Origin of the sequence: Planococcus sp. ISL-110, assembly GCF_018613575.1 — a bacterium.
Lineage (GTDB): Bacteria > Bacillota > Bacilli > Bacillales_A > Planococcaceae > Planococcus.
This window is the reverse complement of record NZ_JAGGPX010000011.1, coordinates 229167-254443: the sequence shown is the minus strand read 5'-3', so window position 1 is coordinate 254443 and position 25277 is coordinate 229167. Positions and strand designations below refer to the sequence as shown.

The 25277-nt window shown below is 46.2% G+C and carries 23 protein-coding genes; 20 read left to right on the top strand and 3 right to left on the bottom strand.

Translation table 11 applies throughout. The features are described 5' to 3' along the window. Positions 1 to 3: 3 nt before the first annotated feature. From sigI to J7I83_RS07100, 4 genes are all read left to right on the top strand, one after another. Entirely contained in the window at positions 4 to 750 is a 747-nt protein-coding gene (gene sigI, locus J7I83_RS07115; protein WP_215099992.1) for an RNA polymerase sigma-I factor, read from the top strand. Further along, positions 750 to 1991 (top strand): anti-sigma-I factor RsgI family protein, encoded by a 1242-nt coding sequence (locus J7I83_RS07110; RefSeq protein ID WP_215099991.1) that lies wholly within the window; start codon positions 750 to 752, stop codon positions 1989 to 1991. Before sigI ends, J7I83_RS07110 begins: the two co-directional genes overlap by 1 nt. Before the next feature lie 171 nt (positions 1992 to 2162). Beyond that, entirely contained in the window at positions 2163 to 3512 is a 1350-nt protein-coding gene (locus tag J7I83_RS07105) for a TrkH family potassium uptake protein (RefSeq protein WP_215099990.1), read from the top strand. A gap of 90 nt (positions 3513 to 3602) precedes the next feature. Next, entirely contained in the window at positions 3603 to 4046 is a 444-nt protein-coding gene (locus tag J7I83_RS07100) for a MarR family winged helix-turn-helix transcriptional regulator (RefSeq protein ID WP_142826163.1), read from the top strand. A gap of 51 nt (positions 4047 to 4097) precedes the next feature. Here the strand turns inward: J7I83_RS07100 and J7I83_RS07095 are convergent, their stop codons facing one another. After that, entirely contained in the window at positions 4098 to 4742 is a 645-nt protein-coding gene (locus J7I83_RS07095; protein WP_215099989.1) for a hypothetical protein, read from the bottom strand. A gap of 59 nt (positions 4743 to 4801) precedes the next feature. Next, complete coding sequence (locus tag J7I83_RS07090) at positions 4802 to 5416, bottom strand: CPBP family intramembrane glutamic endopeptidase (protein WP_215099988.1); 615 nt, start codon at positions 5414 to 5416, stop codon at positions 4802 to 4804. A 218-nt stretch (positions 5417 to 5634) separates the two neighbouring features. Between J7I83_RS07090 and J7I83_RS07085 the strand changes: the two genes are divergently transcribed. Together J7I83_RS07085 and J7I83_RS07080 are read left to right on the top strand one after the other, a co-directional pair. Then, positions 5635 to 5823: a hypothetical protein gene (locus J7I83_RS07085; RefSeq protein ID WP_215099987.1), complete on the top strand. Its 189-nt coding sequence runs from the start codon at positions 5635 to 5637 to the stop codon at positions 5821 to 5823. A gap of 306 nt (positions 5824 to 6129) precedes the next feature. Continuing rightward, complete coding sequence (locus J7I83_RS07080; RefSeq protein ID WP_215099986.1) at positions 6130 to 6990, top strand: NAD(P)-dependent oxidoreductase; 861 nt, start codon at positions 6130 to 6132, stop codon at positions 6988 to 6990. 43 nt (positions 6991 to 7033) lie between these two features. On the opposite strand, the gene J7I83_RS07075 is transcribed toward J7I83_RS07080, so the two are convergent. Beyond that, on the bottom strand, positions 7034 to 7495 hold the full coding sequence (locus J7I83_RS07075; RefSeq protein WP_215099985.1) for a YkyB family protein: 462 nt from the start codon (positions 7493 to 7495) through the stop codon (positions 7034 to 7036). A gap of 232 nt (positions 7496 to 7727) precedes the next feature. Between J7I83_RS07075 and fadH the strand changes: the two genes are divergently transcribed. The 14 genes from fadH to J7I83_RS07005 all read left to right on the top strand — a co-directional run bounded on the left by fadH (position 7728) and on the right by J7I83_RS07005 (position 25276). Then, the gene (gene fadH, locus J7I83_RS07070; RefSeq protein ID WP_215099984.1) at positions 7728 to 8495 is read left to right on the top strand and encodes a 2,4-dienoyl-CoA reductase; all 768 of its coding nucleotides are present in this window, start codon (positions 7728 to 7730) and stop codon (positions 8493 to 8495) included. Positions 8496 to 8598: 103 nt separating this feature from the next. Continuing rightward, the gene (gene cbpB, locus J7I83_RS07065; protein WP_215099983.1) at positions 8599 to 9042 is read left to right on the top strand and encodes a cyclic-di-AMP-binding protein CbpB; all 444 of its coding nucleotides are present in this window, start codon (positions 8599 to 8601) and stop codon (positions 9040 to 9042) included. A gap of 191 nt (positions 9043 to 9233) precedes the next feature. Further along, positions 9234 to 10712, top strand: coding sequence for an MDR family MFS transporter (locus J7I83_RS07060; protein ID WP_215099982.1), 1479 nt, complete (start codon positions 9234 to 9236; stop codon positions 10710 to 10712). Beyond that, on the top strand, positions 10702 to 11577 hold the full coding sequence (locus J7I83_RS07055; RefSeq protein WP_215099981.1) for a transcriptional regulator CcpC: 876 nt from the start codon (positions 10702 to 10704) through the stop codon (positions 11575 to 11577). Before J7I83_RS07060 ends, J7I83_RS07055 begins: the two co-directional genes overlap by 11 nt. Positions 11578 to 11645: 68 nt before the next feature. Continuing rightward, a complete protein-coding gene (dapD, locus tag J7I83_RS07050; protein ID WP_215099980.1) occupies positions 11646 to 12359 on the top strand; it encodes a 2,3,4,5-tetrahydropyridine-2,6-dicarboxylate N-acetyltransferase in 714 nt (237 codons plus the stop codon). A gap of 12 nt (positions 12360 to 12371) precedes the next feature. Continuing rightward, on the top strand, positions 12372 to 13487 hold the full coding sequence (locus J7I83_RS07045) for an N-acetyldiaminopimelate deacetylase (protein ID WP_215099979.1): 1116 nt from the start codon (positions 12372 to 12374) through the stop codon (positions 13485 to 13487). Between the two features lie 136 nt (positions 13488 to 13623). Next, a complete protein-coding gene (locus J7I83_RS07040) occupies positions 13624 to 15981 on the top strand; it encodes a hypothetical protein (protein WP_215099978.1) in 2358 nt (785 codons plus the stop codon). Further along, a complete protein-coding gene (locus J7I83_RS07035) occupies positions 15978 to 16913 on the top strand; it encodes an ABC transporter ATP-binding protein (RefSeq protein ID WP_215099977.1) in 936 nt (311 codons plus the stop codon). The genes J7I83_RS07040 and J7I83_RS07035 overlap by 4 nt, the downstream gene beginning before the upstream one ends. Beyond that, the gene (locus tag J7I83_RS07030) at positions 16910 to 17752 is read left to right on the top strand and encodes an ABC transporter permease (protein WP_215099976.1); all 843 of its coding nucleotides are present in this window, start codon (positions 16910 to 16912) and stop codon (positions 17750 to 17752) included. The genes J7I83_RS07035 and J7I83_RS07030 overlap by 4 nt, the downstream gene beginning before the upstream one ends. Positions 17753 to 17764: 12 nt before the next feature. After that, positions 17765 to 19114: a hypothetical protein gene (locus J7I83_RS07025; protein ID WP_215099975.1), complete on the top strand. Its 1350-nt coding sequence runs from the start codon at positions 17765 to 17767 to the stop codon at positions 19112 to 19114. Between the two features lie 14 nt (positions 19115 to 19128). Beyond that, positions 19129 to 20121, top strand: a complete 993-nt coding sequence (locus tag J7I83_RS07020; protein WP_215099974.1) for an AAA family ATPase — start codon at positions 19129 to 19131, stop codon at positions 20119 to 20121. Beyond that, positions 20118 to 20978: a DUF58 domain-containing protein gene (locus J7I83_RS07015; RefSeq protein ID WP_215099973.1), complete on the top strand. Its 861-nt coding sequence runs from the start codon at positions 20118 to 20120 to the stop codon at positions 20976 to 20978. The genes J7I83_RS07020 and J7I83_RS07015 overlap by 4 nt, the downstream gene beginning before the upstream one ends. Positions 20979 to 20991: 13 nt before the next feature. Further along, the gene (locus J7I83_RS07010) at positions 20992 to 22725 is read left to right on the top strand and encodes a vWA domain-containing protein (RefSeq protein ID WP_215099972.1); all 1734 of its coding nucleotides are present in this window, start codon (positions 20992 to 20994) and stop codon (positions 22723 to 22725) included. Then, positions 22706 to 25276 carry a VWA domain-containing protein gene (locus J7I83_RS07005; protein ID WP_215099971.1) on the top strand — a complete coding sequence of 857 codons (2571 nt, stop codon included), beginning with the start codon at positions 22706 to 22708 and terminating at the stop codon, positions 25274 to 25276. The genes J7I83_RS07010 and J7I83_RS07005 overlap by 20 nt, the downstream gene beginning before the upstream one ends. Position 25277: the final 1 nt, after the last annotated feature.

Here is a 25277-nt window from a genome sequence, read left to right as displayed (position 1 = left end):
GGTGTGCTTTTGTCTACATTAGGCGGGAGATTTGGACGTATTGAAAAATCCGATGCTGAAATAATGGTATTACAGGCACAAGGCGGCGACGAAGAGGCGCTGCACGATTTGCTTTTTTCTTATTCACCTTTTATGAAAAAAACGGCATCTCAAGTATGCAAACGATTTATCGATGACCACGACGATGAATACAGTGTGGCACTATCTGCGTTCAATGAAGCTGTACAAAAATTCGATCAAACCAATAATGCAACATTTCTAACATTTGCCCACATGGTCATTCGCAGACGCGTTATCGATTTTATACGCAAGGAAAGCCGGCGGGAAGAATTCAGCTATGATTTTCTGCCGGCAGCAGAGCCGGAAGTGCATAACGGCATTGCCGATCATGCCGCGTCTAAAGCCTATACGGCCGAGGAGCAAGATCAAAAAAGGCGTGAGGAAATTTCCTTATATGAGGAAATGCTTCAGGAATTCGGCTTGTCATTTCAAATGCTGGTCAAAGTATCGCCTTCCCATGAGGATGCGCGCATCACATCCATTCAGATTGCTCAGCTGGTAGCTGAAACGGATGAATATAAAGATTATATGGTGAACAAAAAAAAGTTGCCGATCAAGGAAATTGAAAAATTGGTAAAGGTCTCCCGTAAGACGATTGAACGCAATCGGAAATACATAATTGCAATGGCTCTACTGCAGATGAGCGATCTGCATTTCTTAAAAGATTATTTGAAAGGGCGGTTAAACTAATGCGGATAAAATCAGGAATATGCATTGAACTAAACCATGACCGCTCAATTTTTTTGATGAAAAATGGGCAATTCGTAAAAGGGGCCCCTGCCGGCGACCCTTCAATAGGTGAAGAAGCCTCTTTTTATCCGTGGGTAAAAAAACCGGCCGTTCGTTGGCAGCCTGTTATGGCCCCTGCAATAGCGGCAATAGCTGCTGCTGTGTTATTCATGTCTGTATTGGCATTCCCTGCTGAAGAGGCATTTAGCTATGTACAGGTTCAAATCAATCCGGGTATTGAGTTGGGAATCAATGACCGGTATGAAGTAGTGTCGATCCGAGAGTTGAACAGCGATGGATACGATCTGATCCATCAACTTGATGATTGGGAAAATGAGCCCCTCTTTGATGTATTGAATCGTGTGTTTGAACTGGCTGTAACAGATCAGACGGAACAAATCACCATTACCGCGGTTGAAGAAGACGACCGGGAGCTTGACGAATCCATAAAGAAATTCGTTCTGGCGGTTTCTGCTATTGCCCAAAATGAAAATATGGCGATCCAGATGAAAGAAGCTACCAAGGAACAATGGCGTCAATCAAAAGACGATCATGTGCCTGTCGGCCAAATGATCGAGAAAGCTGAAAACTTGAAGATTCAAAAAGAGACTGAAGTACAGGAGCCGACACAAAAGGTCGTGACACCACCTGTTTCAAAAGAAGATAATGTGATAGATGAAAAAGAAGCGCCAAGCGAAAGCAAACAATCAACCAGCAATAAAGAAACGAACAAAAACAAAGAAACGAACCCAAGCAAAGAAGAAAATGAAAGCAAAGAAAAGAATATAAAGAAAGAACCAAACAAGAATAAACCAACAGAAAAAAACACATCAACTTCATCTGCAAAGGAAAAGAAAAAAGGGGAGCCTTTACCGAAAACAGAGCAACAGCCCAAAAAAACCGAGCAAAATAATAAGGCTGATGAGTCTTCGACTAAAGCCGACAATCCTGCTCCAGTCAAAAAAAAGGAGAAAGAAAAGTCGGTAAAACCTGTGCCGAAGGAAAAACCGGTTGATAAAAAAGGGACACCTGCAGGCAGCGCCAATTCATCAGAGAAAAAAGAAACTCACCTAGCCCCTTTAGAAGATAAGAAAAAAGAACAGTCTGCTGATCACTCTGGTGAGAAAAAGCAAAAAGAGCAAAAAGAAATTGAGAGCTCTACGGACAAGGGAAGCAAGCAAGAGAAGAAACAAAAAGAGTAGAAGGAATTCTTCTGCTCTTTTCATTTATTTAAGTTTGATAATCATGGCAACCGGATTCTTTATTATTACTAATCATTATCAATTTAAATAGATTTTCGATTTCTCTTTCTTTTTGTCTATTCTTTTCATAGAATGAGGAGAGAATAAAATGCCGAAGGGAATCAATGTCTTATGAATAAAACATTTCAAAAAGTACGAAACCTTACACCTGCACAAGCGATTGTTTCGTATTATTTTGTGGCGATTGCAGTTTCCTTCTTATTATTAAGATTGCCGAATGTCCATAAACCAGGGATGACCATCCCATTAATTGACAGCTTGTTTACTGCAGTTAGCGCTGTGAGTGTAACAGGCCTAACCGTCATTAACGTTGTTGACACCTATACGGTATTCGGCATCGTCGTTTTGATGTTTATTTTGCAGTTGGGTGGAATTGGCATCATGTCGATTGGTACGTTTTTCTGGCTTCTGGTCGGTAAACGCATCGGCTTGCGTGAACGCCAATTGATCATGGTTGACCATAATCAGTCGAGTATGTCTGGTGTAGTCAAACTTATTCTTGAGATCGTCAAAATTCTGCTGCTGATTGAAGCGGTGGGCGCGCTTATTCTGACGGTCTATTTCACGCAGTATTTTCCGACATTCCAGGAAGCTTTGCTTCATGGTGTCTTTGGTTCCGTAACAGCCACGACAAATGGCGGGTTTGATATCACCGGAGAGTCATTAGTTCCTTATTTTAATGATTATTTTGTCCAAATTATCAATATGATTCTGATCATATTGGGAGCCATCGGTTTCCCGGTTCTGATTGAAGTGAAGGAATTCTTATCCAATAAACAAAAGTATTTCCGATTTTCCTTGTTCACTAAAATAACGACAAGCATATTTGCGATTTTATTGGCAGTCGGAGCCATCGGCATCCTGCTCCTCGAATCGTTCCGTGCATTTAAAGGGATGAGTTGGCATGAGTCTGCCTTTGCAGCGATTTTCCACTCTGTTTCATCGCGTTCAGGCGGTTTGGTAACTATAGATATTACGCAATTCAGCGATGCGACAAATGTCTTTATGAGCGCATTGATGTTTATTGGGGCTTCTCCAAGTTCCGCAGGAGGCGGAATCCGCACCACAACTTTTGCTATCGCTATTCTGTTTTTAATCAATTTTGCAAGGGGTAAAAACACCATTCAAATATTTAAGCGCGAAATTGAGCTGATTGACGTATTTCGTTCTTTCGCTGTTATTTTTCTGGCGGTCTTTATGGTTCTTGTGGCGACCATCGCCTTGCTCATTACGGAACCGCAGGCAACCATTATAGAAATCATATTTGAAATCACTTCGGCGTTTGGAACATGTGGTATGTCGCTTGGCATTACCAGTGACCTATCAGGTACCGGGAAGTTTATCATCATGGCGTTGATGTTTGTCGGGCGAGTTGGATTGATTTCATTCCTCTTTACGATTGGCGGTAAAACAGACCCGACAAAATTCCATTACCCGAAAGAACGCGTGATCATTGGCTAAAGGCAAAGGTGAAGCCTGGAAGGTGTTATTCTAGCGAAAAAAGACTATAATTAGCGTAATGCAGCTTAAATAGTGGAAAGAGTGGATAGGATGAATGAAGAGATTAAACAATCGCTGAAATTATTTATTGTGCTGTCACGTGCACATAAAGCAATTACCGAACAGACCAACCATTTTTTTCAGGCAAGTGGAGTAAATCCAACAGAATTTGCCGTTTTGGAGCTTCTATACCATAAAGGAAAGCAGCCACTTCAAAAAATAGGCGGCAAAATCCTTCTGGCAAGCGGTTCTATCACATACGTGATCGATAAGCTCGAAAAAAGAGGCTATATCACGCGCGTAAATTGCCCGAGCGACCGCCGTGTGACTTATGCCGAAATATCGGAGCAGGGCAAAGAATTCATGGCGCAGATTTTTCCGGAGCATGAAAAGAAATTGCATGAATTGACGGATGCGTTGTCGAGCGAAGAAAAAGAGCAAGCCATTGAATTGATGAAGAAACTTGGTTTGTCGATCAAAGATTTATCCTATTAAAGAAAGCAAAAGGCCATCCGAATTTCGGATGGCCTTTTCGATTGCATTGGTTTATTGTTCAAGCGTCCCGATGGTTCTGCCCATAGTGATAAAGTCTTCGGTAGCATTGACAGTGCTGTCGTCAAAAATTGTCAGGCGCACCAGAAGATCTTCTTTTTCATAAACAATGCCGGTTACGGTGCCTTCCGTACTTGGTATTTCATAAGCAGCAGACTGTTCAAAATCAGCTTCATCAAAATTCGTGGCTTCAGCAGGTTCTTCTTCCGGGTTGACGGCTTGCAGAGTTTGTTTCATATTTTCTTCAAGAGAAGCGAAATCGGTTTCTCCAGCAGCGAATGTCTCGATGCGCATGAAGACACCTGAATTATCCGCGACGTAGAGTGCATCTTTATTCGGCTCTTCTGCTGTCAGCTCGTAGCCATCGAGAACATATAATTCATAGTTCTGTTCATCACTCTGTGTAAGGGTTCCGGCAGGCTCAGCTTCTTCTGTGCTTTCACCGGTGTTGGTTTCTTCTTCAGGTTCTTCGGCCACTTCTTCTTCAGCTTCTTCTTCCTCTACTTCTACAGTCGTTTCTTCAGCCGTTTCTTCGGGGGCAGTGCCGGTGTCCTCCTCGACAGTATCTGGCGTTCCGCAAGCTGTCAGCAATACGCCAACCGTCAGGATAGATGATAATAAAAATAAATTCTTCTTCATAAAAAATTCCCTCCTATCGGTTTGTCTAGTAGACGTTCGAAAGGAAGGAATGTTTCATCTTAAACTGGCAGCGGCAAAATCAGGAACAGCAGGACAATCATGACCAGATGGGTGACAATGATAACAGGCATGCTTTTTTTCCATTCGTAAAGCAGGCCAAGAATCAGCCCTGCTGCGATACCAGCCCCTACACCGGGCCAAAATCCGCCCAATGCCAGTGCAAAACCGAAAAGAATGGAGCTGGCCAGAATCGCCAGCGGTGTAGAGATATATTTTTTCAGCTTTTGTTGGACCAATCCCCTCCAGAAAATTTCCTCACCTGGAACGATGATGAACATCAAAAGGAGATAATGCCAAATCGAGACAGGCGCAAACGCGGATAAGAAAGAATCGACAGAACCCGAAATGTTGAAAGGAGTCAGAAGCAGCAATTGGAAACCGACGGCAATGAGTCCGTACAGGAGTGTTCCGTAACCCAATCCATAAACCAAAGATTTCCAAGTAACAAGTTCGTCAAAAACCTTAACGAATATAATAGCGAAAGACATTAAAATCAGCATCGCAAATGTGTACATATACCAAAAGATGGCGGGGTTTTCAAAGGCTAAATTGTACAAATAGAAAGCCAGTGGCAGCATCACAATCAAAGGATGCTGCTTTAAAAAGTTGATCATGCAAATCCTCCTAAAAATTGAAGCCGTGCCATTCGATTGGCAGCGGCATGGACAAAGATGTCCGACTTGATTTCTTGCTGTATACTATTTCTTAGTGCAGATTTTTGAAATCTGTCTAAAGATGATTCTGTATAATACTTGCTGAATACGATAATTATCATCCGTCTAGTATTATAACAGAAGGGTTCATCAATACTAAGGCAAAAGGAGAACAATTCATGACTGACTATAGCCAGCAACTCGAAGATTTGAAAAATGGGGAGATTGAATCCATCACAATCGAAAAAGGAGATTTCCTGGATTTCCGAACAGTTTTGATAGTGCGTGAGGATTTCAAGCATTTCAGAGGCACCGCTTACCACCACGGAACCACTGTCTATACGTATACAGAAGAACCGTCGAAATAACATAACAGAGTTGAACATATAATGTGTTCAGGCAAAGCGATTTTTCAATGGCTTCTCAAAAATATAAGGTGAATGTTTAAAAGAAAATGTTTAAAGTGCTTTCAGGAGGGGGATAATATACTTGAACACAGCAACATTCTCATTTCCCCCTTTTGTGGTCGATCCATTGCGGATCGGCTTCTTTTTTTGCGATTTTTTTGTGGAGGAAGAGCTGCTTGGGCGCCTTTCCATTCCCTTTTTTATTCCAAGAGTGAATATCCTGAAGATTTTTGCTAAACTGAAGATATACAAAAGGAGGAAATACATATGAAGCTCGGATTTATCGGCACTGGAGTCATGGGCAATAGCCTGGTTAAACATTTAATGGATCATGGGCATGAGGTTTCCATATATACACGGACAGCAAAAAAAGCGGAGAACCTGGTTGAAGCAGGCGCTGTGCTGGTGGAATCACCCCAGCAGGTGGTGGAAAGAAGTGAGGTCATTTTCACCATGGTCGGCTATCCTTCCGATGTTGAAGAAATCTATTTTGGGGAGAAAGGCATTATCCATAACGCCAAAGCAGGATCTGTGCTGGTCGACATGACGACTTCCCAGCCGCATTTGGCACAACGGATTTTTGAAGCTGCGGCCGAAAAAGGGCTTCATGCTTTAGATGCCCCGGTATCCGGTGGGGACATCGGTGCTAAAAATGCTGTTTTGTCCATAATGGTTGGCGGCGAAAAAGAGGTCTTTGAGCAAATTTCTCCACTGCTCAACCTGTTTGGTGAAAACATCGTCTTTCAAGGTCCCGCGGGTTCAGGACAGCATACCAAAATGTGCAACCAAATCAATATTGCCAGCAATATGATTGGAGTTTGCGAATCGTTGGTTTATGCAAAAAAAGCGGGGCTTGATCCAGAGCGCGTCCTGCGATCCATTTCTTCCGGAGCAGCTGGTTCCTGGTCACTGTCTAACCTAGCTCCAAAAATGATCAACGAAGATTTTCGTCCGGGCTTTTACATCAAGCATTTTATTAAAGACATGAAGATTGCAGCAGAAGAAGCGGAAAACTGGGGATTGCAGCTGCCCGGTCTGCGTCTGTCATTAAGCATGTACGAAGAGCTGGCGGCCCAGGGATATGAAGATAACGGAACACAAACTTTAATCCGCCATTACGAGGCATAAGAAAAGCCGAAAACCTGGGAAGGTTTTCGGCTAGTGGCTGACTTCAATCAAAATAAGATTTTTTAGGCGAATAAAACCGGTCAATTTGCCGAGGCTGATAGGATTTGGTGAAATTGGAGACAGCCGATTCTTTTTTCTGCGGCTCTAATCCGGTCAGAATCCGTAAGATTTCTTTGGCCACTTTCAAGTTCATTCGGCTGGGGGGATTGCGGTATGTGTCATCCAGGTGGCCTAAATGCTCGAGTGATGAGAAATCTTCTTTTTTCGGAAGCATATGAAAATAGTAATTGCCGCATTTTATGAGGACTGAAGATTGTTGTTGACTTTTCTGAGGGTTTTTACTGAAGTGTAAACCGATTTTTTTGGCGCGCTGCTGTTCAATCATCAGATTTAAAGCTTCTTTTTTCAAAGCATACAAATATTGATTGTCGGGGGCAGTTTTGGCGTGCCGATTAACCGTGAAAATGGCTTGTGCGATATCTGAATCTGACTTGGAGGATGGCATTGACTCATTCCTTTCATTTTAAATAATGGTTAGTTTCGACTCCATCATATCAAAATTTCCAGTCACTGTATACTGAATGGGTGTTTGCAATAAAAGGGAAAACCGATGGCTATGTAGAAGATAAATAGTTAAGTTGAACTAAGAAAGATTTCTTGTCTGCGTCGATTTATCGGCAGATGAAGATTATTCGTTCAACGTATATCATTTAGTCTAATCAAAAGGGGATGTTTGCATGTTCACGGATCAAACAATTATTATTACGGGTGGCTCCAGCGGCATGGGGCTGCATATGGCTAAGAAATTCGCTTCAGAAGGCGCCAATGTCGTCATAACGGGGCGCGATATGGAAAAGCTGAACGAAGCTGTGAAAGCGATTTCAGGAGACCGCGGTTCAGTCGAAGTGTTCCAAATGGATGTCCGGGAACCTGAACACGCTAAAGCGATGGTGAAGTTCGCCCATGAAAAATTTGGAAGAGTGGACGGGCTGGTCAATAATGCCGCTGGAAACTTTATTGTCCATGCGGAAAAACTATCGCCGAATGGCTGGAAATCGGTGATCGATATTGTCTTGAATGGGACCTTTTTCTGTTCCCATGCGGTCGGCAATTATTGGATTGAAAACGGCACAAAAGGAAATATCCTGAATATGCTTGCCACGTATGCCTGGAATGCAGGAGCTGGAGTTGCACACTCAGCTGCAGCTAAAGCGGGTGTCATGTCATTGACACGGACATTGGCTGTCGAATGGGGAACGCAGTTTGGCATCCGGGTCAATGGCATTGCTCCGGGTCCAATCGAGCGGACTGGTGGAGCCGATAAGCTGTGGGAATCCGATAAAGCCGCGAAGCGGACATTGGAATCGATTCCTCTGGGCAGACTCGGTAAACCCGAGGAAGTGGCAGAGCTTGCAGCCTTTATCATGTCGGATAAAGCCTCTTATATGAACGGAGAAATCGTCACTTTGGACGGTGGGCAATGGCTGAATAAATTTCCTTTTTAAGCCATTTTGCACAGCATTTAAATAGTTTCAGAAATCTTGATGTGTTATGATGAAATCTGAATGGATGGCATCTAATACAGGAGATGCAAAAGGAGTAGAGTACATGATTTCATTACCAAGCAGAGATTTTCTGGATACACCAATCGAAGACTATATCATTTCTTCCGAAAAAGTTGCACATGTTCAGATGGGCAATAGCGCTGAACATGCATTGCTCGTACTGACAAAGACGGGCTATTCAGCAATTCCGGTATTGGATTCGAAATATCGCTTTCGCGGCTTGATCAATGCGCAACGGATTACTGATGCAATTCTAGGAATGGATCATATAGAATACGAACGGCTTTCTGATATCCGCGTGGAAGATATCATGGAAAAAGATCTGCCTTTGATTCACGTCAACGAACGTTTTCAAAAAGCGCTGGATATGGTCATCAACCAAAATTTCTTATGCGTCATAGACGACGAAGAAATGTTCATGGGGATTTTGACGCGGCGGGTTGTGTTGAAGCAACTTAAAAAACAAATTTATCAGTTGAAAAGATAACACAGCAACAGTGGAGAAGGTCTCGTTCTAGAGGCCTTTTTTATGCTTAAGAAAGCATGAATCCTCTGTTCTACATAAGTAGTTTAGATTCCAGCGCCCAGATTTCAGGAACACAAGCCATTCTGGCTGTGCCCGTCAAATCTGAAAGGGCGCTTTCGCTTTTTATTGCCAGCCGAAAAGAGGTTTATTCAATGGATAAAACAAAAAGGCCGCTGATTTTGGCTTCTGTCATGCTGGCGATGTTCGTCAGTGCTGTCGAGGCGACGATCGTATCAACAGCCATGCCAAGCATCGCGTCTGAACTGGGCGGGTTTTCGAAATACAGCTGGGTATTTTCGGCCTATTTGCTGATGAGCACCGTAACGGTTCTGCTATACGGCAAACTATCTGATATATTTGGCCGCAAACGCATATTTGCTGTTGGCATGCTGCTGTTTCTGCTCGGTTCTTTGTTATGCGGCTTTGCCAATTCGATAGAAGAACTCATTTTCTACCGGTTTATCCAGGGAATGGGCGCGGGTGCCGTCATGCCGATTGCGACAACAATTGTCGGAGACATCTATTCCCGTGAGGAACGCGCGAAGATCCAGGGTTACCTATCAAGTGTCTGGGGCATTTCAGCCGTTACTGGCCCTGCAATCGGGGGCATCCTTGTGGCAACCGTCGGCTGGGAATATGTGTTTTGGCTGAACCTGCCTCTTGGCATATTATCGCTGACGGGCGTACTGCTGTATTTGAAAGAGCCGGTGAATACAAAAAAACCGGCGATCGATTACAAAGGGGCCGCCTTGTTGACGGCGGCCTTATCGAGCATGCTGTATTTACTGGTGGAAGGGGGGGTGTCGTTTGACTGGCTGTCCAGACCATCCATGATTTTGCTGGCGGCCAGTCTGCTGTTTTTTGTGCTGTTTATCTGGGCAGAGCAGAAAGCGATCGATCCGATGATGCCTTTTGAGATTTGGCGGAACAAGGCCATCCTCTATGCCAATCTCGTTTCTTTGGCAACCGGCGTCATTTTAATCGGCATCTCCAGCTATTTGCCTACTTATGTCACAGGTGTGATGGAACAGCCGGCAGCTATCGCAGGTTTTACATTGACAGCCATGTCGATCGGCTGGCCATTGGCTGCTTTTTTCTCCGGGGGGCTGCTGCTTAAAATCGGCTACTTCAAAACGTCTTTGGCAGGAGGTGCTTTTCTTGTAGTAGGGACTTTGCTGTTTGTTCTGATGCAGCCTGGCTTTGGTCCTTTATGGGCCGCCATGTCCAGCTTTTTTGTTGGCCTCGGAATGGGGTTGACCAGTACAGCCTTTATCGTTTCGATTCAGGCATCGGTTTCCTACGAGCTACGGGGATCCGCCACTGCTTCAAATATGTTCATGCGGAACTTGGGCAGCACGATTGGTGTGGCCTTGCTCGGCAGTATCCTCAACAGTTCCTTGTTGCGGTCCTTTGCTGACAATGGCCAAAACTATTCCTTAAGCTCCATCAATGATCTGCTCAGTGCCGACAGCCGTGCGAGCCTTTCAGCTGAATCATTAGGCTTTCTTCAGCAGGCATTAGCTGGAGCGCTTCAAAATGTCTACCTGGTCACCGCATTTTTCGCGCTCGTCAGTTTTATCTTGATCTTTGGGCTTCGCGGACAAAAAGGAGTGAAGAGCAGTGTCAAATGAAGAATTGATCATTAAAGTGTTGGCCGAAGAAGGCAATATGAGAAAAGCGTCAGAACGGCTGTTTTTGTCGCAGCCGGCTTTATCGCAACGCCTGCAATCCATTGAGAAAGATTGGGGCCAGCAATTGTTCGTTCGTTCGCAAAAAGGGCTGTCGCCAACACCTGCCGGAGAATTGGTCATCCAATACGCCAATGAAACCATCCAACGGAAAGAAGAAGTTTTTGAAGTGCTTCATACCTTAACATCAAAAGTGCATGGCACATTGAAAATTGCATGCGCGACGATCATTGGCCAAAACTGGCTGCCAAAAGTGCTGAAGGATTTTGTGACCCTTTATCCGGAAGCAAAAATCCAGCTGATTACAGGCTGGAGCTCTGAAATTGTCCGTGCGCTTTACGATGGCGAAGCGCATATCGGGATCGTCCGCGGCCATACGGATTGGAAAGGGCCAAAGCTGCATTTATTCAAAGACACCTTATATTTGGTCGATAAGGAAATCCGGTCACTTGAGGAACTTTTTCAGACTGAACGGCCGTTTATTCAGTTTAAAAGCGACTCGAATTATCATGAGGAAATCCAGCAATGGTGGCAAAAGCATTTTGCTTCCAATCCGAAACGGCAGATTACGGTCGACCAAATCGAAACCTGCAAGCAGATGGCTATCAATGGCATCGGCTATGCCATTCTCCCGTCGATTACACTGACCGGCACAGAAGATGTGCATATGATGCCATTGACGAACAACAAAGAAGAGTTGGAATTGACACGGGATACCTGGCTCATCGGCTATGAATCCGCCTTTCAACTGCGCCAGGTAGTGGCATTTGTCGATATAGTCGAAAAACATGCCGCTTTATTAAGGTGAAGCGGATGAATTTTTATGCTGAATCAGATATAATAACAACATCACATAATGGAAAGAGGTTTTTATTGATGAAACAAATGGATGCAAACGAAATTATCTCGTACATACAGAATGCGAAAAAAGCTACACCCGTAAAAGCTTACATAAAAGGCGAAGGAGTTGCTGACCTTAATTACGGCGCAGACTCTAAAGTGTTCGGAGAAGGCAGTTCAATTACTGTGTTCGGCGAATGGTCAGATATTCAGCAGGCATTGGAAGCAAATTCTGCAGTTATCGAAGATTCAGTTGTGGAAAATGACCGCAGAAATTCAGCGATTCCGTTACTGGATCTGAAAAACATCAACAGCCGCATCGAACCGGGAGCATTTATCCGCGAAAATGTGGAAATCGGCAATAATTGCATCATCATGATGGGTGCTGTCATCAATATCGGATCTGTCATCGGTGACGGAACTATGATCGACATGGGCGTTATCATGGGCGGCCGAGCTACGGTCGGAAAAAACTGCCATATCGGAGCGGGCGCTGTACTGGCTGGTGTTATCGAGCCGGCATCCGCAACTCCTGTCATCATTGAAGACGATGTTATGATTGGTGCCAATGCAGTTGTTCTTGAAGGCGTTCGCGTCGGCAAAGGAGCAGTAGTTGCAGCGGGAGCGATTGTTATTGAAGATGTACCTGAAAACTCAGTCGTAGGCGGAACACCAGCACGCGTATTGAAATTGATGGACGCAAAAACACGTGCAAAAACAGAAATCAAACAAGAGCTTAGACAGCTTTAATCGGTGAATCCAATGGAATTAGTGAAAATCAGAAGAGATCTGCATCAAATTCCGGAAATTGGTTTTCAGGAAGTCAAAACACAGGCCTATCTATTGGAAACCATATCCCGGCTGCCTCAAGAGCGGCTGGAAGTGGTTGAATGGCGGACCGGCATCGCAGTTAAAGTACTAGGCATAAATCCGGCGAAACGGATTGGCTGGCGGACTGATATTGACGCCCTGCCGATCACCGAAGAAACCGGATTGCCATTTCAGTCGACTCATCCTGGATTTATGCATGCTTGCGGTCATGATATCCATATGGCGATTGCACTGGGTTTATTGCAAAAACTCATTGAAGAGCCAATCCAGGATGATGCGGTAATTTTGTTCCAGCCTGCAGAAGAAGGTCCAGGTGGGGCATTGCCATTCCGTGAATGGCTGAAAAATGACAGACCGGATTTTCTGCCGGACGTCATTTGTGCGCTGCATATTGCGCCAGAGCTCCCAATCGGCACAGTAGGAACCCGGCCAGGCTTGTTGTTCGCCAACACCTCTGAGCTGTTTATCGACCTTCACGGCAAAGGCGGGCATGCCGCTTATCCTCATTTGACGGAAGACATGGCCGTTGCAGCTGCTTCTTTATTGATGCAGCTGCAGAGCATTGTAAGCCGCAACGTCAATCCGATGGACTCTGCCGTGTTGACCATCGGCAAGATGAGCGCTGGAACGGTACAGAACATCATCGCTGAACATGCCCGGCTGGAAGGTACGATTCGCACCTTGAATAGCGAGTCCATGATTCACATGAAGCGACGGATTGAAGGCTTTTGCCAAGCGGTCGAGACAGCCTACAATTGCCGAGTGACCATCGATTATGGTTCAGGCTATCTGGAAGTTAATAATGATGAGGCCTTGGCAGAGAAATTTCTGCAGTATGCCAGCACATCTGAAAGCATAACAGCGACTCGCAGTGAGGCAGCCATGACAGGTGAGGATTTCGGTTATTTCACCGAGCAGCTCCCAGGGATGATGTTCTGGGCAGGGGTTTCTTCACCTTATGGATTGCACCACGCGAAACTGGAGCCGGATGAAAAAATCCTCAGCTTCATGCCGGAATTTATCCACAGATTCTTTTCTGAACTATAGGAACGGTCAGCATATGCTGACCGTTCTTTTTTTTTCTGTAAAATCAAGAAACCTATATAGGTATTTCTTGTGAGAAGATGGAACTATTTTACTTTCTCAGCGTACTAATAAAGAGACGAGTAAAAGGGGGATCATCATGCATAAACGCTTGCTGGCATTTTTTGCTTTTGCATTGCTTATCAGTTTATTTATCATGCCGCAGGTGTCAACGGCGGCGCCACAAATCACCGTGGATTCCAGCGCCGGTTTCCAAAACAAGGTCAAGTATGAAAAAGGCCTGCCGCTTCAGTTTACAGTCACCAATGAGGGTTCAGCGTTCTCAGGCGACTTAGTGATCAGTTATTCGGAGACTTATAATCTGGGAGCGGGTTTGGCGATGCCGATCGAACTTGCTGAAGGCGAGAGCAAGACACTGCAGATTGCATCATCCGGTTTATCTGACATGTATTATACAGGAGGACCCAATGACCAAAGCATTTTCCTGTTCGAGGGAGGCTGGGAAGAAGGGGAATCGATTGCTTTTAAGGGAAAAAAAACGATACAGCCCTCCTATTATTCGCCAGGGACTATGTTTGTTGCCAGCCTGACAGATAATCAGGACCGGCTATTGCCATTAAAGCAGCTGGCTGTGCCGGCAAGCGAAGGAGTAGAGGTGTTTCACCTCAATCAATTGAAGAGCTTTACATTGCCGACAGAAGCGCAGGCCTGGGACATGATTGACTATCTGGTCATCGACGAGTTTGCTTACAGCGATCTGCCCGAGCCAACACAACAGGCAGTTCTGCAATGGATTCAGCAAGGCGGCCATGTAATCACGGGTTCGTCGGGCAATCTGGAAGCAGAACTCGGTAATTTAAGCGAATACCTGCCACTGAAATTAGCTGAAACGATTGAAGTTGCTGTTCCTGGACTTGAAAAATCAGTTCCGGCTTTTCAGGCAACAACTAAAGAAGGAGCAGCCACAAAAATGGAGAATGATGGCCAGGTACTGGCCGCAACACAGCCAGTCGGTTCCGGAAGTTTGACGCAACTGAGCTTTTCTCTTGGAGATGAAACCGTATCGGCTCAAAAAGGTTATAGCCAGATGCTGTCAAATTTCTTTCCAGCACCAACGGCCAATTACAATTCAACGGGCGGCCAATCGATTCTCGATTCTATGGCCTATGAAGTTGGCGATGTCAACGAGCTGTTCGAGAGCTTTGCCGTGTCTAAACCGTTTATCATTGCTATTATTGTCCTTTATATTCTGTTGATTGTCCCGGTTCTTTACATCGTGTTGAAGAAAAAAGACAAACGGGAGTATGCCTGGTTTATTATTCCGGCCGTCGCTTTACTGACTTCAATCGGATTATTCGCTTATGGGGCGAAAGATCGGATCGGCAATCCACAAATTCAGCAGACTGGCTTTTTTGAAGTGGATGCGGACAATGGACTGAATGGCTATTATGTCAATTCATTGCTGTCGAACCGTGGCGGAAACTATCAATTTACAGCCCCGCCGTCCACTACCATGACGTACCGGTTGGCCAGTGAATTTTCTGGAACTCAGCCCTATCTTTCCGCAATGATGGAAAAAGGGGCCGCCAATAACCACATGACTTTAAGGGACATGCGCTATTGGTCTGTCGAATCCATTATGGGGCAGTCTTATATTGAAAACACTGGAAACTTCAGCATTGAGTTGGAAGTGGCCGAAGAGAAAATTATCGGAACCATCCGTAATAGTTTTCCATTTGGAGTGGAAGATGTTTCGATTTGGACAGGTACACGCCTACTGGAATTGGGTAACCTGAATCCAGGAGAAGAACTGGCGGTGAACGAAACCATTCAATCTGATATTCTTTCGCCTGCTGCAGCCATTGGCCAATCTTATGGCTATCAGCCGATTGCCGATTTGGAAGAGCTGGAAAAAGCACGCCGCGAAACGTTGCTTTCCACTTCTTATGAACAGTTGTCACAGAATGGGAAGTCGCCCTATGTGATTGCCTATACACAGGATGCCATTGTTCCAATTAATCTGGAAAATCAACGGGCTTCCGTAGACTCTGTCCATTTGATTGCACAGAGCTTTAAACCGGAGTTGTCACTGAGTGGGGACATCACTTTGAACGCAGATGCCTTTGGCATGGAAATGGTTGGCACCAGCAATAATGCTTATTTCGAAAATATGTCAAGCGACCCTTATTTATTCTATTTGGAACCAGGAGACTATGACATGACCTATACAGTGCCGGAAGATGTAGAATTGAAAAAGGCTGCATGGAATGAACTGTCGATTGCCACTTCCGGTCAAAGTCTTTCCGTTACTGTACTGAATCACGAAAGTGGAGACTACGAAGAAATCACGCAGTCCAACCAAAAATTCACCGATAATGCAAAAAACTACATCAGTTCTGAAGGGACCATCAAGATGAAGCTGAAGATGGTCGATAGTTCAGGGAATCCTGAAGTTGCCGTGCCAAAAGTCAAATTGAAAGGAGTGGTTGCCCCGTGATTCAAACAATCGGATTAACTAAAAAATACGGTTCGTTTTATGCGCTTCAGGACTTGAACCTAGTTGTGGAAGACAGCACTGTCTTCGGTTTTGTCGGTGCGAATGGCGCAGGGAAATCAACGACTTTTTCAATTTTGGCGACGCTCCTGCAGCCGACAGCGGGTGATGCGTTTATCAATGGAATGAGTGTTACCAAAAATCCGCAGGAAGTGCGCAGGCAAATCGGCTATGTGCCGGATTTCTTCGGAGTTTACGATCAATTAAAAACAGACGAATACCTGGATTTTTACGGTGCCAGCTATGGCATTAAGCCGAAAGAGCGTGCTGTGCTGATTCCAAAGCTTTTGGAATTGGTCAATTTGGAGAATAAGCGTTACGATTATGTCGATCTGCTGTCTCGCGGGATGAAGCAGCGGTTATGTTTGGCCCGGGCACTGATCCACGATCCGAAAATCCTGATACTGGATGAGCCGGCTTCCGGACTTGACCCGCGAGCTCGTGTGGAAATGCGGGATATCCTGAGAGAATTGAAAGCGATGGGCAAAACCATTTTGATTTCTTCCCATATTTTGCCGGAGCTTGCTGAAATGTGCGACAGCATCGGTGTCATCGATAACGGAAAGTTGATCGCACAAGGTTCTGTGCAGGCTATTCAAGCACAGCTGCAAAGTGAGAAAGTGATTCGGGTTAAGGTGATGGGAGATACCAGTTCTGTTATTCCGTTTTTCGAAATGGATCCTTTTGTTTCCCAAATAGAAGAACAACGCGACAAGAGGGTCATTCAATTTTTCTACCGGGGAACAGAAGGCGACCAGCTGCGGCTGCTTCAGGAGGCAATAACCCAAAACATACCAATCTTGTCATTTGCAGAAGAAGAAACAGATCTGGAAGATGTCTTTATGGCGATCACAAAAGGAGTGGAAATTGGATGAAAACCCTATTTACCAATCCGGTGCTGATCAAAGAACTTAAATTGCGTTTCCGCAACCTGAAAAGCTTTACAGGCATCCTGTTCTACTTGATCGCCATGAGTATTTTCGTTTTCGGTTTTATCTTTCTGGCTACATCTCTGACTGGGAATGGATTTTTTCGTCCAGATGAGAGTTTCATGCTGTTCAGCATCATGACCTATATCCAGTTAGGCTTGATTTTATTCATTACGCCCGCATTAACAGCAGGAACCATCAGCTCAGAGCGGGAAAAACAAACCTTAAATATTTTACTGACAACCTCCCAGACTTCCTTCCAAATCATATTTGGGAAAATGACGTCATCGATTGCCTTTCTGCTGCTGATGATTGTTTCCGGGTTGCCAATTTACAGTCTGGTATTCTTGTATGGAGGGGTTTCACCCAGCCAATTGTTTTACATTTTCCTGTTTTATTTGCTGACCTTGCTGGCAATCGCCAGCATCGGCGTGATGTTTTCGACCTTGATCCGGAAAACCATCGTTGCCATCATTGCTACATATGGCGCGATGATTTTTATCGCTGGTGTCACCGCATTCTTTCTGCTGATATCGGTTCAGGTTTCCCAAATGGGCTCAGGCACGCCGACCATGTCTCCAATGGCTCATTTTTGGGCCACCATCAACCCGCCGGCCGTAATGCTGACCTTGCTTCAGCCACCGATGGAAGATCAGCTGCAGAGTGTGACAATGGTATCGGTTCCGCTGTGGATTGGCTATGTGATCTTTTACAGCCTGCTGACCATTTCCTGTATTTTCCTGGCAGTCAAAAGGCTGCGCGTCAATATGAATAAATACAAATAAGGAGAGATTTGCATGAACAACCGCGACATTCAAAAGTATGTCAGAAAGACAGCCAGGCTATTGAAAATGCTTCACCTTAGCCACAGTTCACAGTTTGCCTTTTTTGCAGGGCTTGCTTCAGCCGCATTTTTGCTGCTGGTGTCGCGATTGTTTGTGCTTCCTTATTATGAATTTTATGCATATGCAGCGGGAATTGCTGCTATAGCGAGTTGGATCCTATTGACTATAAAAGATTTGCCGAACACGCAGCAGGCAGTACAGGAGCTGGACCGTTTTACACCGCATAATCAATTGCTGACAGTATGGAAGCTGACCGAGAAAAATGCATTGTCAGAAGAGTTGACCAATAAAACCGCGCAAACCATCCCATATAGCTATCAGCTGTTCCGTAAAGAACGAAAAGCGTGGCTGCGGCCAAAGTGGCTGATTGGTGCATTAGTAAGCGGTGCGCTGCTGCTGCTGCTTTTGGTTTTTCCAAGCAATCTGCAAACTCAAGCAAATGATGCCGAAAAAGAACTCGAGTTAGTAGAAGACATCAAAAAAGAAATCGATAAAATAGAAAAACAGACAGAAACAGAAATGGTAAAAAAAGAATTGGATGAATTAAAAACAACGATAGAAGAAAAAAAAGACCCTGAAGCTGTATTGAAGGAAATCGTGAAAAAACAAAAAGAGTTGGATTTAAAAAAACGGCAGCTGGCAGAGGAACAGAATGGAGATGACGAAACCAGCTCTAAGGATCTTGGAAAAGCTTCCGACCAATTGGCCGAACAGGCTGGGAAAACCCAAACGGCTTTAAGCAATATGGGGAAACCGGTAGCATTTCCACTGCAGCAGACCATTGCCAATCGTGAGCATTCCGGCGAGGAAAATCCAAGCGGTCCCGCTGCCGGCGAATCTTCGGACAAAGCCGGCCAAGCATCAGTCAATGGAGAAGATGCAGGAGAAGCTGGAGGTTCAGAGGATTATTCAGAAGGCAACCAAGACCAAGGCCAGAGCCAAGGCCAAGGACAAGGACAAGGCCAAGACCAGAGCCAAGGTCAGAGCCAAGGCCAGAGCCAAGGCCAGAGCCAAGGACAAGGTGCTGCCAAAGGCCAGGGCAGCCGGGACTTGTTGACTGTGCCTTCCCGCATCGGCGGAGAAGGTGAGACTGCGGTCGACAGCGGCGAAATTGGTGAAGGGCAAGCAGCAGGAGAGCAAGAGGGTCCGGTTCCTGCAACGAAAGGAAGCGTTCAGCCCTATACCGACGTGGTGGGTGATTATTCAGCGTCTTATTTCTCAAGCGCAGATCGCCTGCAATTGCCGCCTGATCTTCAAACCATTGTAGAGCAGTACTTTACGGATATTGAAACCGACGAATAGAAAAGAGGGGTTTTATGACACATACAACCGATCAATTTGCAGAAATGAGCCAATTGCTTCAGGAAGTCAAAGCAGAGATTGGCCGCTTTATCGTAGGGCAGGAAAGCGCGGTCGAGTTCTCTTTATATGCCATTTTAGCGGATGGCCATGCCCTGCTTGAAGGGCTTCCCGGGCTTGGCAAAACGATGTTGATCCGAACCATTTCAGATGTACTCGATTTGTCGTTTTCAAGAATCCAGTTTACGCCTGATTTGATGCCGTCTGATATTACGGGAACAAGCTTGATCGAGCGGGATGCAGAAGGGCGCCAGCAGTTTATATTCCGTGAAGGGCCGATCTTCCACCAAATGGTGCTGGCCGATGAAATCAACCGGGCGACCCCTAAAACCCAAAGTGCGCTGCTCGAAGCAATGGGAGAAAAAACGGTGACCATCCTTGGTGATACGAAAGAGATGGCACGGCCATTTTTCGTCTTAGCAACTCAAAATCCGATTGAAATGGAAGGAACTTATCCGCTTCCGGAAGCGCAGATGGACCGTTTTCTGTGCAAAATCCTGGTTTCCTACCCAAGCCGCAATGAGCTGGCCGAAATCAGCCGTCGGACGACAGGGGCCGACACCATCAACCTTAGCAAAAAGATGAATACCCCCAGCCTGATCGAAGCGCAGCAGATGGTCAAAGAAGTCCTGATGGCAGAAGACATTTTGATGGTAGCTGTCGACATTATCCAAAACACCCATCCGGAGCATTCAGAGCACGAGCCTATCCAGCATTATGTTCAGTACGGCAGCGGACCACGCGGCCTGCAGAGCCTCGTTCGTCTGGCTAAAGCACGGGCGTTGATGGAAGGGCGCTACCATGTATCCATCGGTGATTTGAAACATGTCGCAAAGCCGGTATTGCGGCATCGATTATTGCTGAATTACGAAGCTGAAGCGTTTGGCAAAGAAGCAGACGAATTGATTGACTTGGTGCTCAGCACAGCCGGAAAAGGCGTTTTAAAATGACTTTGTTGAACTTGCCGGCCGATTGGGGCTCACGCCTAAGCCGCTATGCCATTGGTACAAAAGCGAAGATCAAAGGACATCACAAAGGATCTCACCGTTCGATGCGTTTTGGCAGCTCGCTGGATTTTTCCGATTTCCGTGAATACCATCCTGGAGATGATGTCCGCCACATCGACTGGAACGTATACGCAAGGACCGAACGCGTCTACATCAAGCGTTTTTTGGATGAACAGGAAATGCGCATCCACATTTTGCTCGACAGCTCGAAGTCGATGGACAGCAAATGGCTGTTTGCCAAACAGCTGGCCTTTTCCCTTGGGCTGATGGTGTTGGGGAGCGATGATCGCCTGACGGTTTCAGCTGGACAAAAAGAAGGTGTGCCTTTTCGAAAAAAAGGGAAGTCTGCGAAAAAACTGTTCGAGCATTTTATGGCTGCTATACCGAATCCGAAAAATCTGTCGTTTGCGAAGCAGGCTAGTTTTCATGCAGCAAAAGATTCTACTGTTCTGTTTATCGTTTCGGACGGATTGGAACCGCTGGAAGACTGGCAGGTATTCTTCAGACAGGCACCGGCCTATGCGCATGATATCCGATTTATTCACATCAGTACAGAAGAAGAGCGGTTTCCATCCTACAAAGGGGATCTTCGTTTTATCGATGACGAAACGCAGCAAGTATTGAATGTTACGGTTACGGAAGAGGCGCTCCACGCGTATCAGGAACAAAGCAAACTTCATGCCAAGGGGTTGGAGTCGCTTTGCCGAACATACGGCATCGCTTATTTGCCGGTACGTGTAGAAGATGGTATCGAGCAGGTGCTGTTTCATCAGATGGCACGAAAAAATTGGATTAAATGAGGGGGGGAGCGGCATGGGTGCATCAAATTGGGGAATGATCTGGACAGCAGTTATGCCGCTGGCTGTGATCCTCTACTATTTCTTCAGAAAAAAATACAAGGACCAGCGGGTGTCATCGACCCTGTTCTGGCAGGAACGGATGAAGGAACTGCAGGTTTCTCCATACTTGAAAAAACTGCAGCGTCATTTATTGTTTTATCTGCAAATAGCGGCGCTTCTGCTTTGTGTACTGGGTTTACTGGGACCGTTCAGCGAGTCGGAAACGCTGGCGGGCAATGACTTTGTTTTTGTGGTGGATACCTCAGCAACGATGCTGGCAGGTTCACCGTCTCATTTTGAAAAGCACCAGCAGGAAATGAAAAATCTGGCCGCGCAAGTAGGCGGCAAACCGGTAACGATCGTCACAACAGGCAACAGCCCGAAAGTGGCCATCCGTAACGAGCAGGATCTTGGGGCTGTTGAAAAAGCAATCGATGGACTGGCGGTAAGTTACGAAACTGCCGAAATGGAGCAGACAATTTTATTTGCGGATACACTGGCAATTGGCAATTCGACGGTCATCCACATTTTTACCGATGCATTGGATCGCGATATGCTGGCCAATAAAACCGGCCAGAGCTATCAGGTCCATGGCGTTGCAGAAACGCTGCGCAATGTTGCCATCCGGCAGTTCGGCCTGTCAGAAACTGAAAACGGCGTACGGGGCATTGTGCAGCTGGTCAACAACAGCGAAAAAGCGTTGCCGGCGACAGTTCGTTTGTCAGCTGGTGACATGGAGAAAACGATGGAAGTGGAGCTGGCAGCTTCAGAGGAACTGCTGGTTCCTTTCGAAGAGTTGCCGCATGAAAAACTTTGGCAGGCGACTGTTGACGTCCAGGATGATTATGCCGCTGACAACATGATGGCTACCTATTTAGCACCTCCGACCAACTCTGTAATGATTGATTCGGCGCTGCATGAATTGATCGCCAGCGGTTTCCGTTCACTCGACCTAAACGTCCGGCTGGCTGAAACGGCCCAATTACAGCCGGATTCAGGGCTGCCGCTCGTCACCAATCAAAGCGAGTTATTAGATAGAGCGGCACCAATCTTGTTGATTGGCCGCAATGGCGAAACTGCTTTCGAAGTTTCGGGAGAGATTGAAACGCAGGAGCATCCGCTGTTTGCTTATGCTGAAATGGAGAGAGTCTATGTCTCGGAGCTGTATCCACCTTTTGATGGTTTTGAAACCATTGCTTCAATAGATGGACATCCTTTTATCCAATTGTCTCCAAAAGGCGACATTGCCGTACTGACAGATGTCCAGTCTACCGACTGGCCTCTTTTCCCTTCATTTCCTTTGTTCCTGTGGAGCAGCATGGACAGCCTATCGGGAGATGCTGAATTTCTCGGATTTTTCCAGCCCAACGAACACCGTTCCGTTTCCCTGACTTCAGGTACGGGAGAATGGGAAATCTTTAAAGATGGAGAATACAGTCATTCCTATATAGAAGAGAGTGGTCCGTTTATTGCTCCTGCCGAGCCTGGAATCTATGAAGTGATCGGGGATGCAGAGACAAAAAATCTGATTGTTCAGCTGGCCAGTGAAGAGAAAATAATGGCCGCGGGCTCGAATTACACAATGGGGCAGGCAGAAACTGCTCAGAACACGGTCCGTTTTTCATTTGTGCCGTTTATCATTGCGTTAATCCTGCTGTTGGTTGTTGTGGAATGGGAGGTGTACCGCCGTGGAATTGCGACTCGATGAACCGATTTGGCTAGTATTGCTCATCCCTGCAATCGCCTATTTTGGGTGGTTTGGAACAAGAAGTTTCTCCACCAGCTCCAAAATGGCGAAAACGGTTTATGTTCTTCGCATAGCGACAGTCGCTTTATTGATTTTTGCATTAGCGGCACCTTCGCTTTTCCGTCCGGTGAAAGAAGAGCAGGTCCTTTTCCTGCTGGACAGGTCTGCCTCTCTAGAAGGGATGGAAACGGAAATGGCAGCTGCAGTGGAAACTGTTTTATCGGCAAAAAAAGACCATCAATCGGTCGGGGTTTATACGTTTGCTGAAGATTTTCAAAGCCTGCTGCCGGTGACAAAAGAGCCACAGACCTTGCCGGCAGAACTGGCAATTGGCCAAAGCGGACATACTAATATCGCCCGTGCGCTGGAGCTCGCTTCAAATAGCGGAGATACCGACTTGGCGACACGGCTAGTGATTCTGACTGATGGCAATGAAACCCAGTCCTCCGCTCTGGAAAGTTTAAACCGTTTGGAGTCCGACCGGCTGCAGGTGGATGTCTGGCCAATCGAGCAAACAGCGGAAAATGATATGGCCATCAGCCGCTTTGAAACACCTTCACGTGCATTTTTAGGGGAATCCCAATCTTTTGCTGTAACCGTCGATTCTGATACGGAAGCTCAGGCAAAGCTGATTTTTTCCGTCAATGATCGGGAATTGGATACGAAAAAAGTCGATTTGGCGGAAGGTCAGAATGTTTTTACTTATTCGTATCCAGCCAACTCAGAAGGTTTGTTGAAGTACGAAGTGCGGCTGGAAACGGCCGAAGATGCTTTTCTGGAAAATAATTCACTGGCCAGTATCACCGAAGTTTCCGGGAATCCGGAAGTGCTCGTGGTCAACAGCGGAGAGCCAAGTCCGATCCCCGCTTTATTGGATACGGATAACCTGCGGGTGACGGAGCTGTCCTCAGCCGAATTGCCGAGCAGCCTGTCCGCCATCCTACGCTATGATTCCATTATTTTTGACAATGTTTCCGGTACTTCGGTGGGAGAGCAGCAGATGAATATCATTGAACAGGCCGTCCGGCAATTCGGGGTTGGTTTTATGATGGTCGGCGGTGAACAGAGCTTTGGCCTTGGGGGCTATTTCAAAACTCCGATTGAGCGTCTCCTTCCGGTCGAAATGGAGGTCAAAGGCAAGCATGAATTGCCTTCACTCGGTTTGATGATCGTCATGGACCGTTCGGGAAGCATGATGGGCATGAAGATGGAACTGGCGAAAGAAGCGGCAGCACGTTCTGTCGAGCTTCTGCGTCCTGACGATACATTGGGCGTCATTGCCTTTGACGATCAGCCGTGGGAAATTTTACCGACTGCCAAAGTGGCCGATCCACAGGAAGCTATGGATAAGATCCTGGCTGTTACTCCCGGAGGCGGCACCGAAATTTATCGCTCCTTGCAACAGGCCTATATGGAGCTGGAAGATTTGGAGCTGCAGCGCAAGCACATCATCCTGCTGACGGATGGCCAATCGGCAACTTCCAACGATTATGATGCGTTGATCGAAAATGGCAAAGACAATAATATCACGTTATCCACTGTCTCTATCGGTCAGGATGCAGACCGGAATCTGCTGGAGCAATTGGCAGACACTGGCAGCGGCCGTTTTTACGATGTGGCGGATGCCACAACGATTCCGGCTATTCTGTCTAGGGAAACCATCATGATGTCCCGGACCTATATTGTTGATGAACCATTTTATCCGGTTGTCTACAGTAGCGAGTGGAATGATTTATTTGGGGATGGTGTCCCGCAGCTTAATGCCTACATTGCGGCAACTGCAAAAAGTACGGCATCAGTTGCACTGGAAAGTGGTGAAGGCGATCCGGTGCTCGCCAGCTGGAATTACGGCCTTGGCAAAACAATCGCTTACACTTCCGGAAGCAGTTCATGGAGTGGGGATTTCCAGAGCTGGGCACGTTGGCCGGATTTCTGGAATCGCAGTGTAGCCCAACTGCAGCCTGCTTTTGAAGAAATTCCGTATTCGGTGACACGCAAAGAACAAGGAATCTACACGGTTGAAGATCCCACGCAAAGCTCAGCGATCCTGACGGTTGCAGCGGTTGACGAACAAGGCAACGAGATTCCATTGCAGACTGATCCGGTGTCGCCCGGCAAAGTCGACGTCAAACTGGATGCAGAGCCGGGGCTGGTGTTCTTCAGCATCACGAATGAAAGCGGAGCAGCCTATAAAACAGGCCTGACGATCCCTTATGGCGACGAATACCAAACCGCAGAGGCGAACATGCCCTTACTGACAGGGCTGGCTGAGCGGACAGGTGGACAGGTATTGACCACCATGGAAGAAGCGTTCCGCGACATGACCTTCACCAGTGGCACCTTTCGTCCAATTCAGCTGTTTCTGCTGCTTGCCGCTATGCTCCTGTTCTTCACAGATATCACGCTTCGGCGTTTTGGGCTTCCAAAGCCTGTATCAAAAAGAAAAACCGCAGAAGAAGCTCCTTCTCCTGCGGTAATCGATCAATTAATAAAAGCGAAAAAGAGAGACTGAC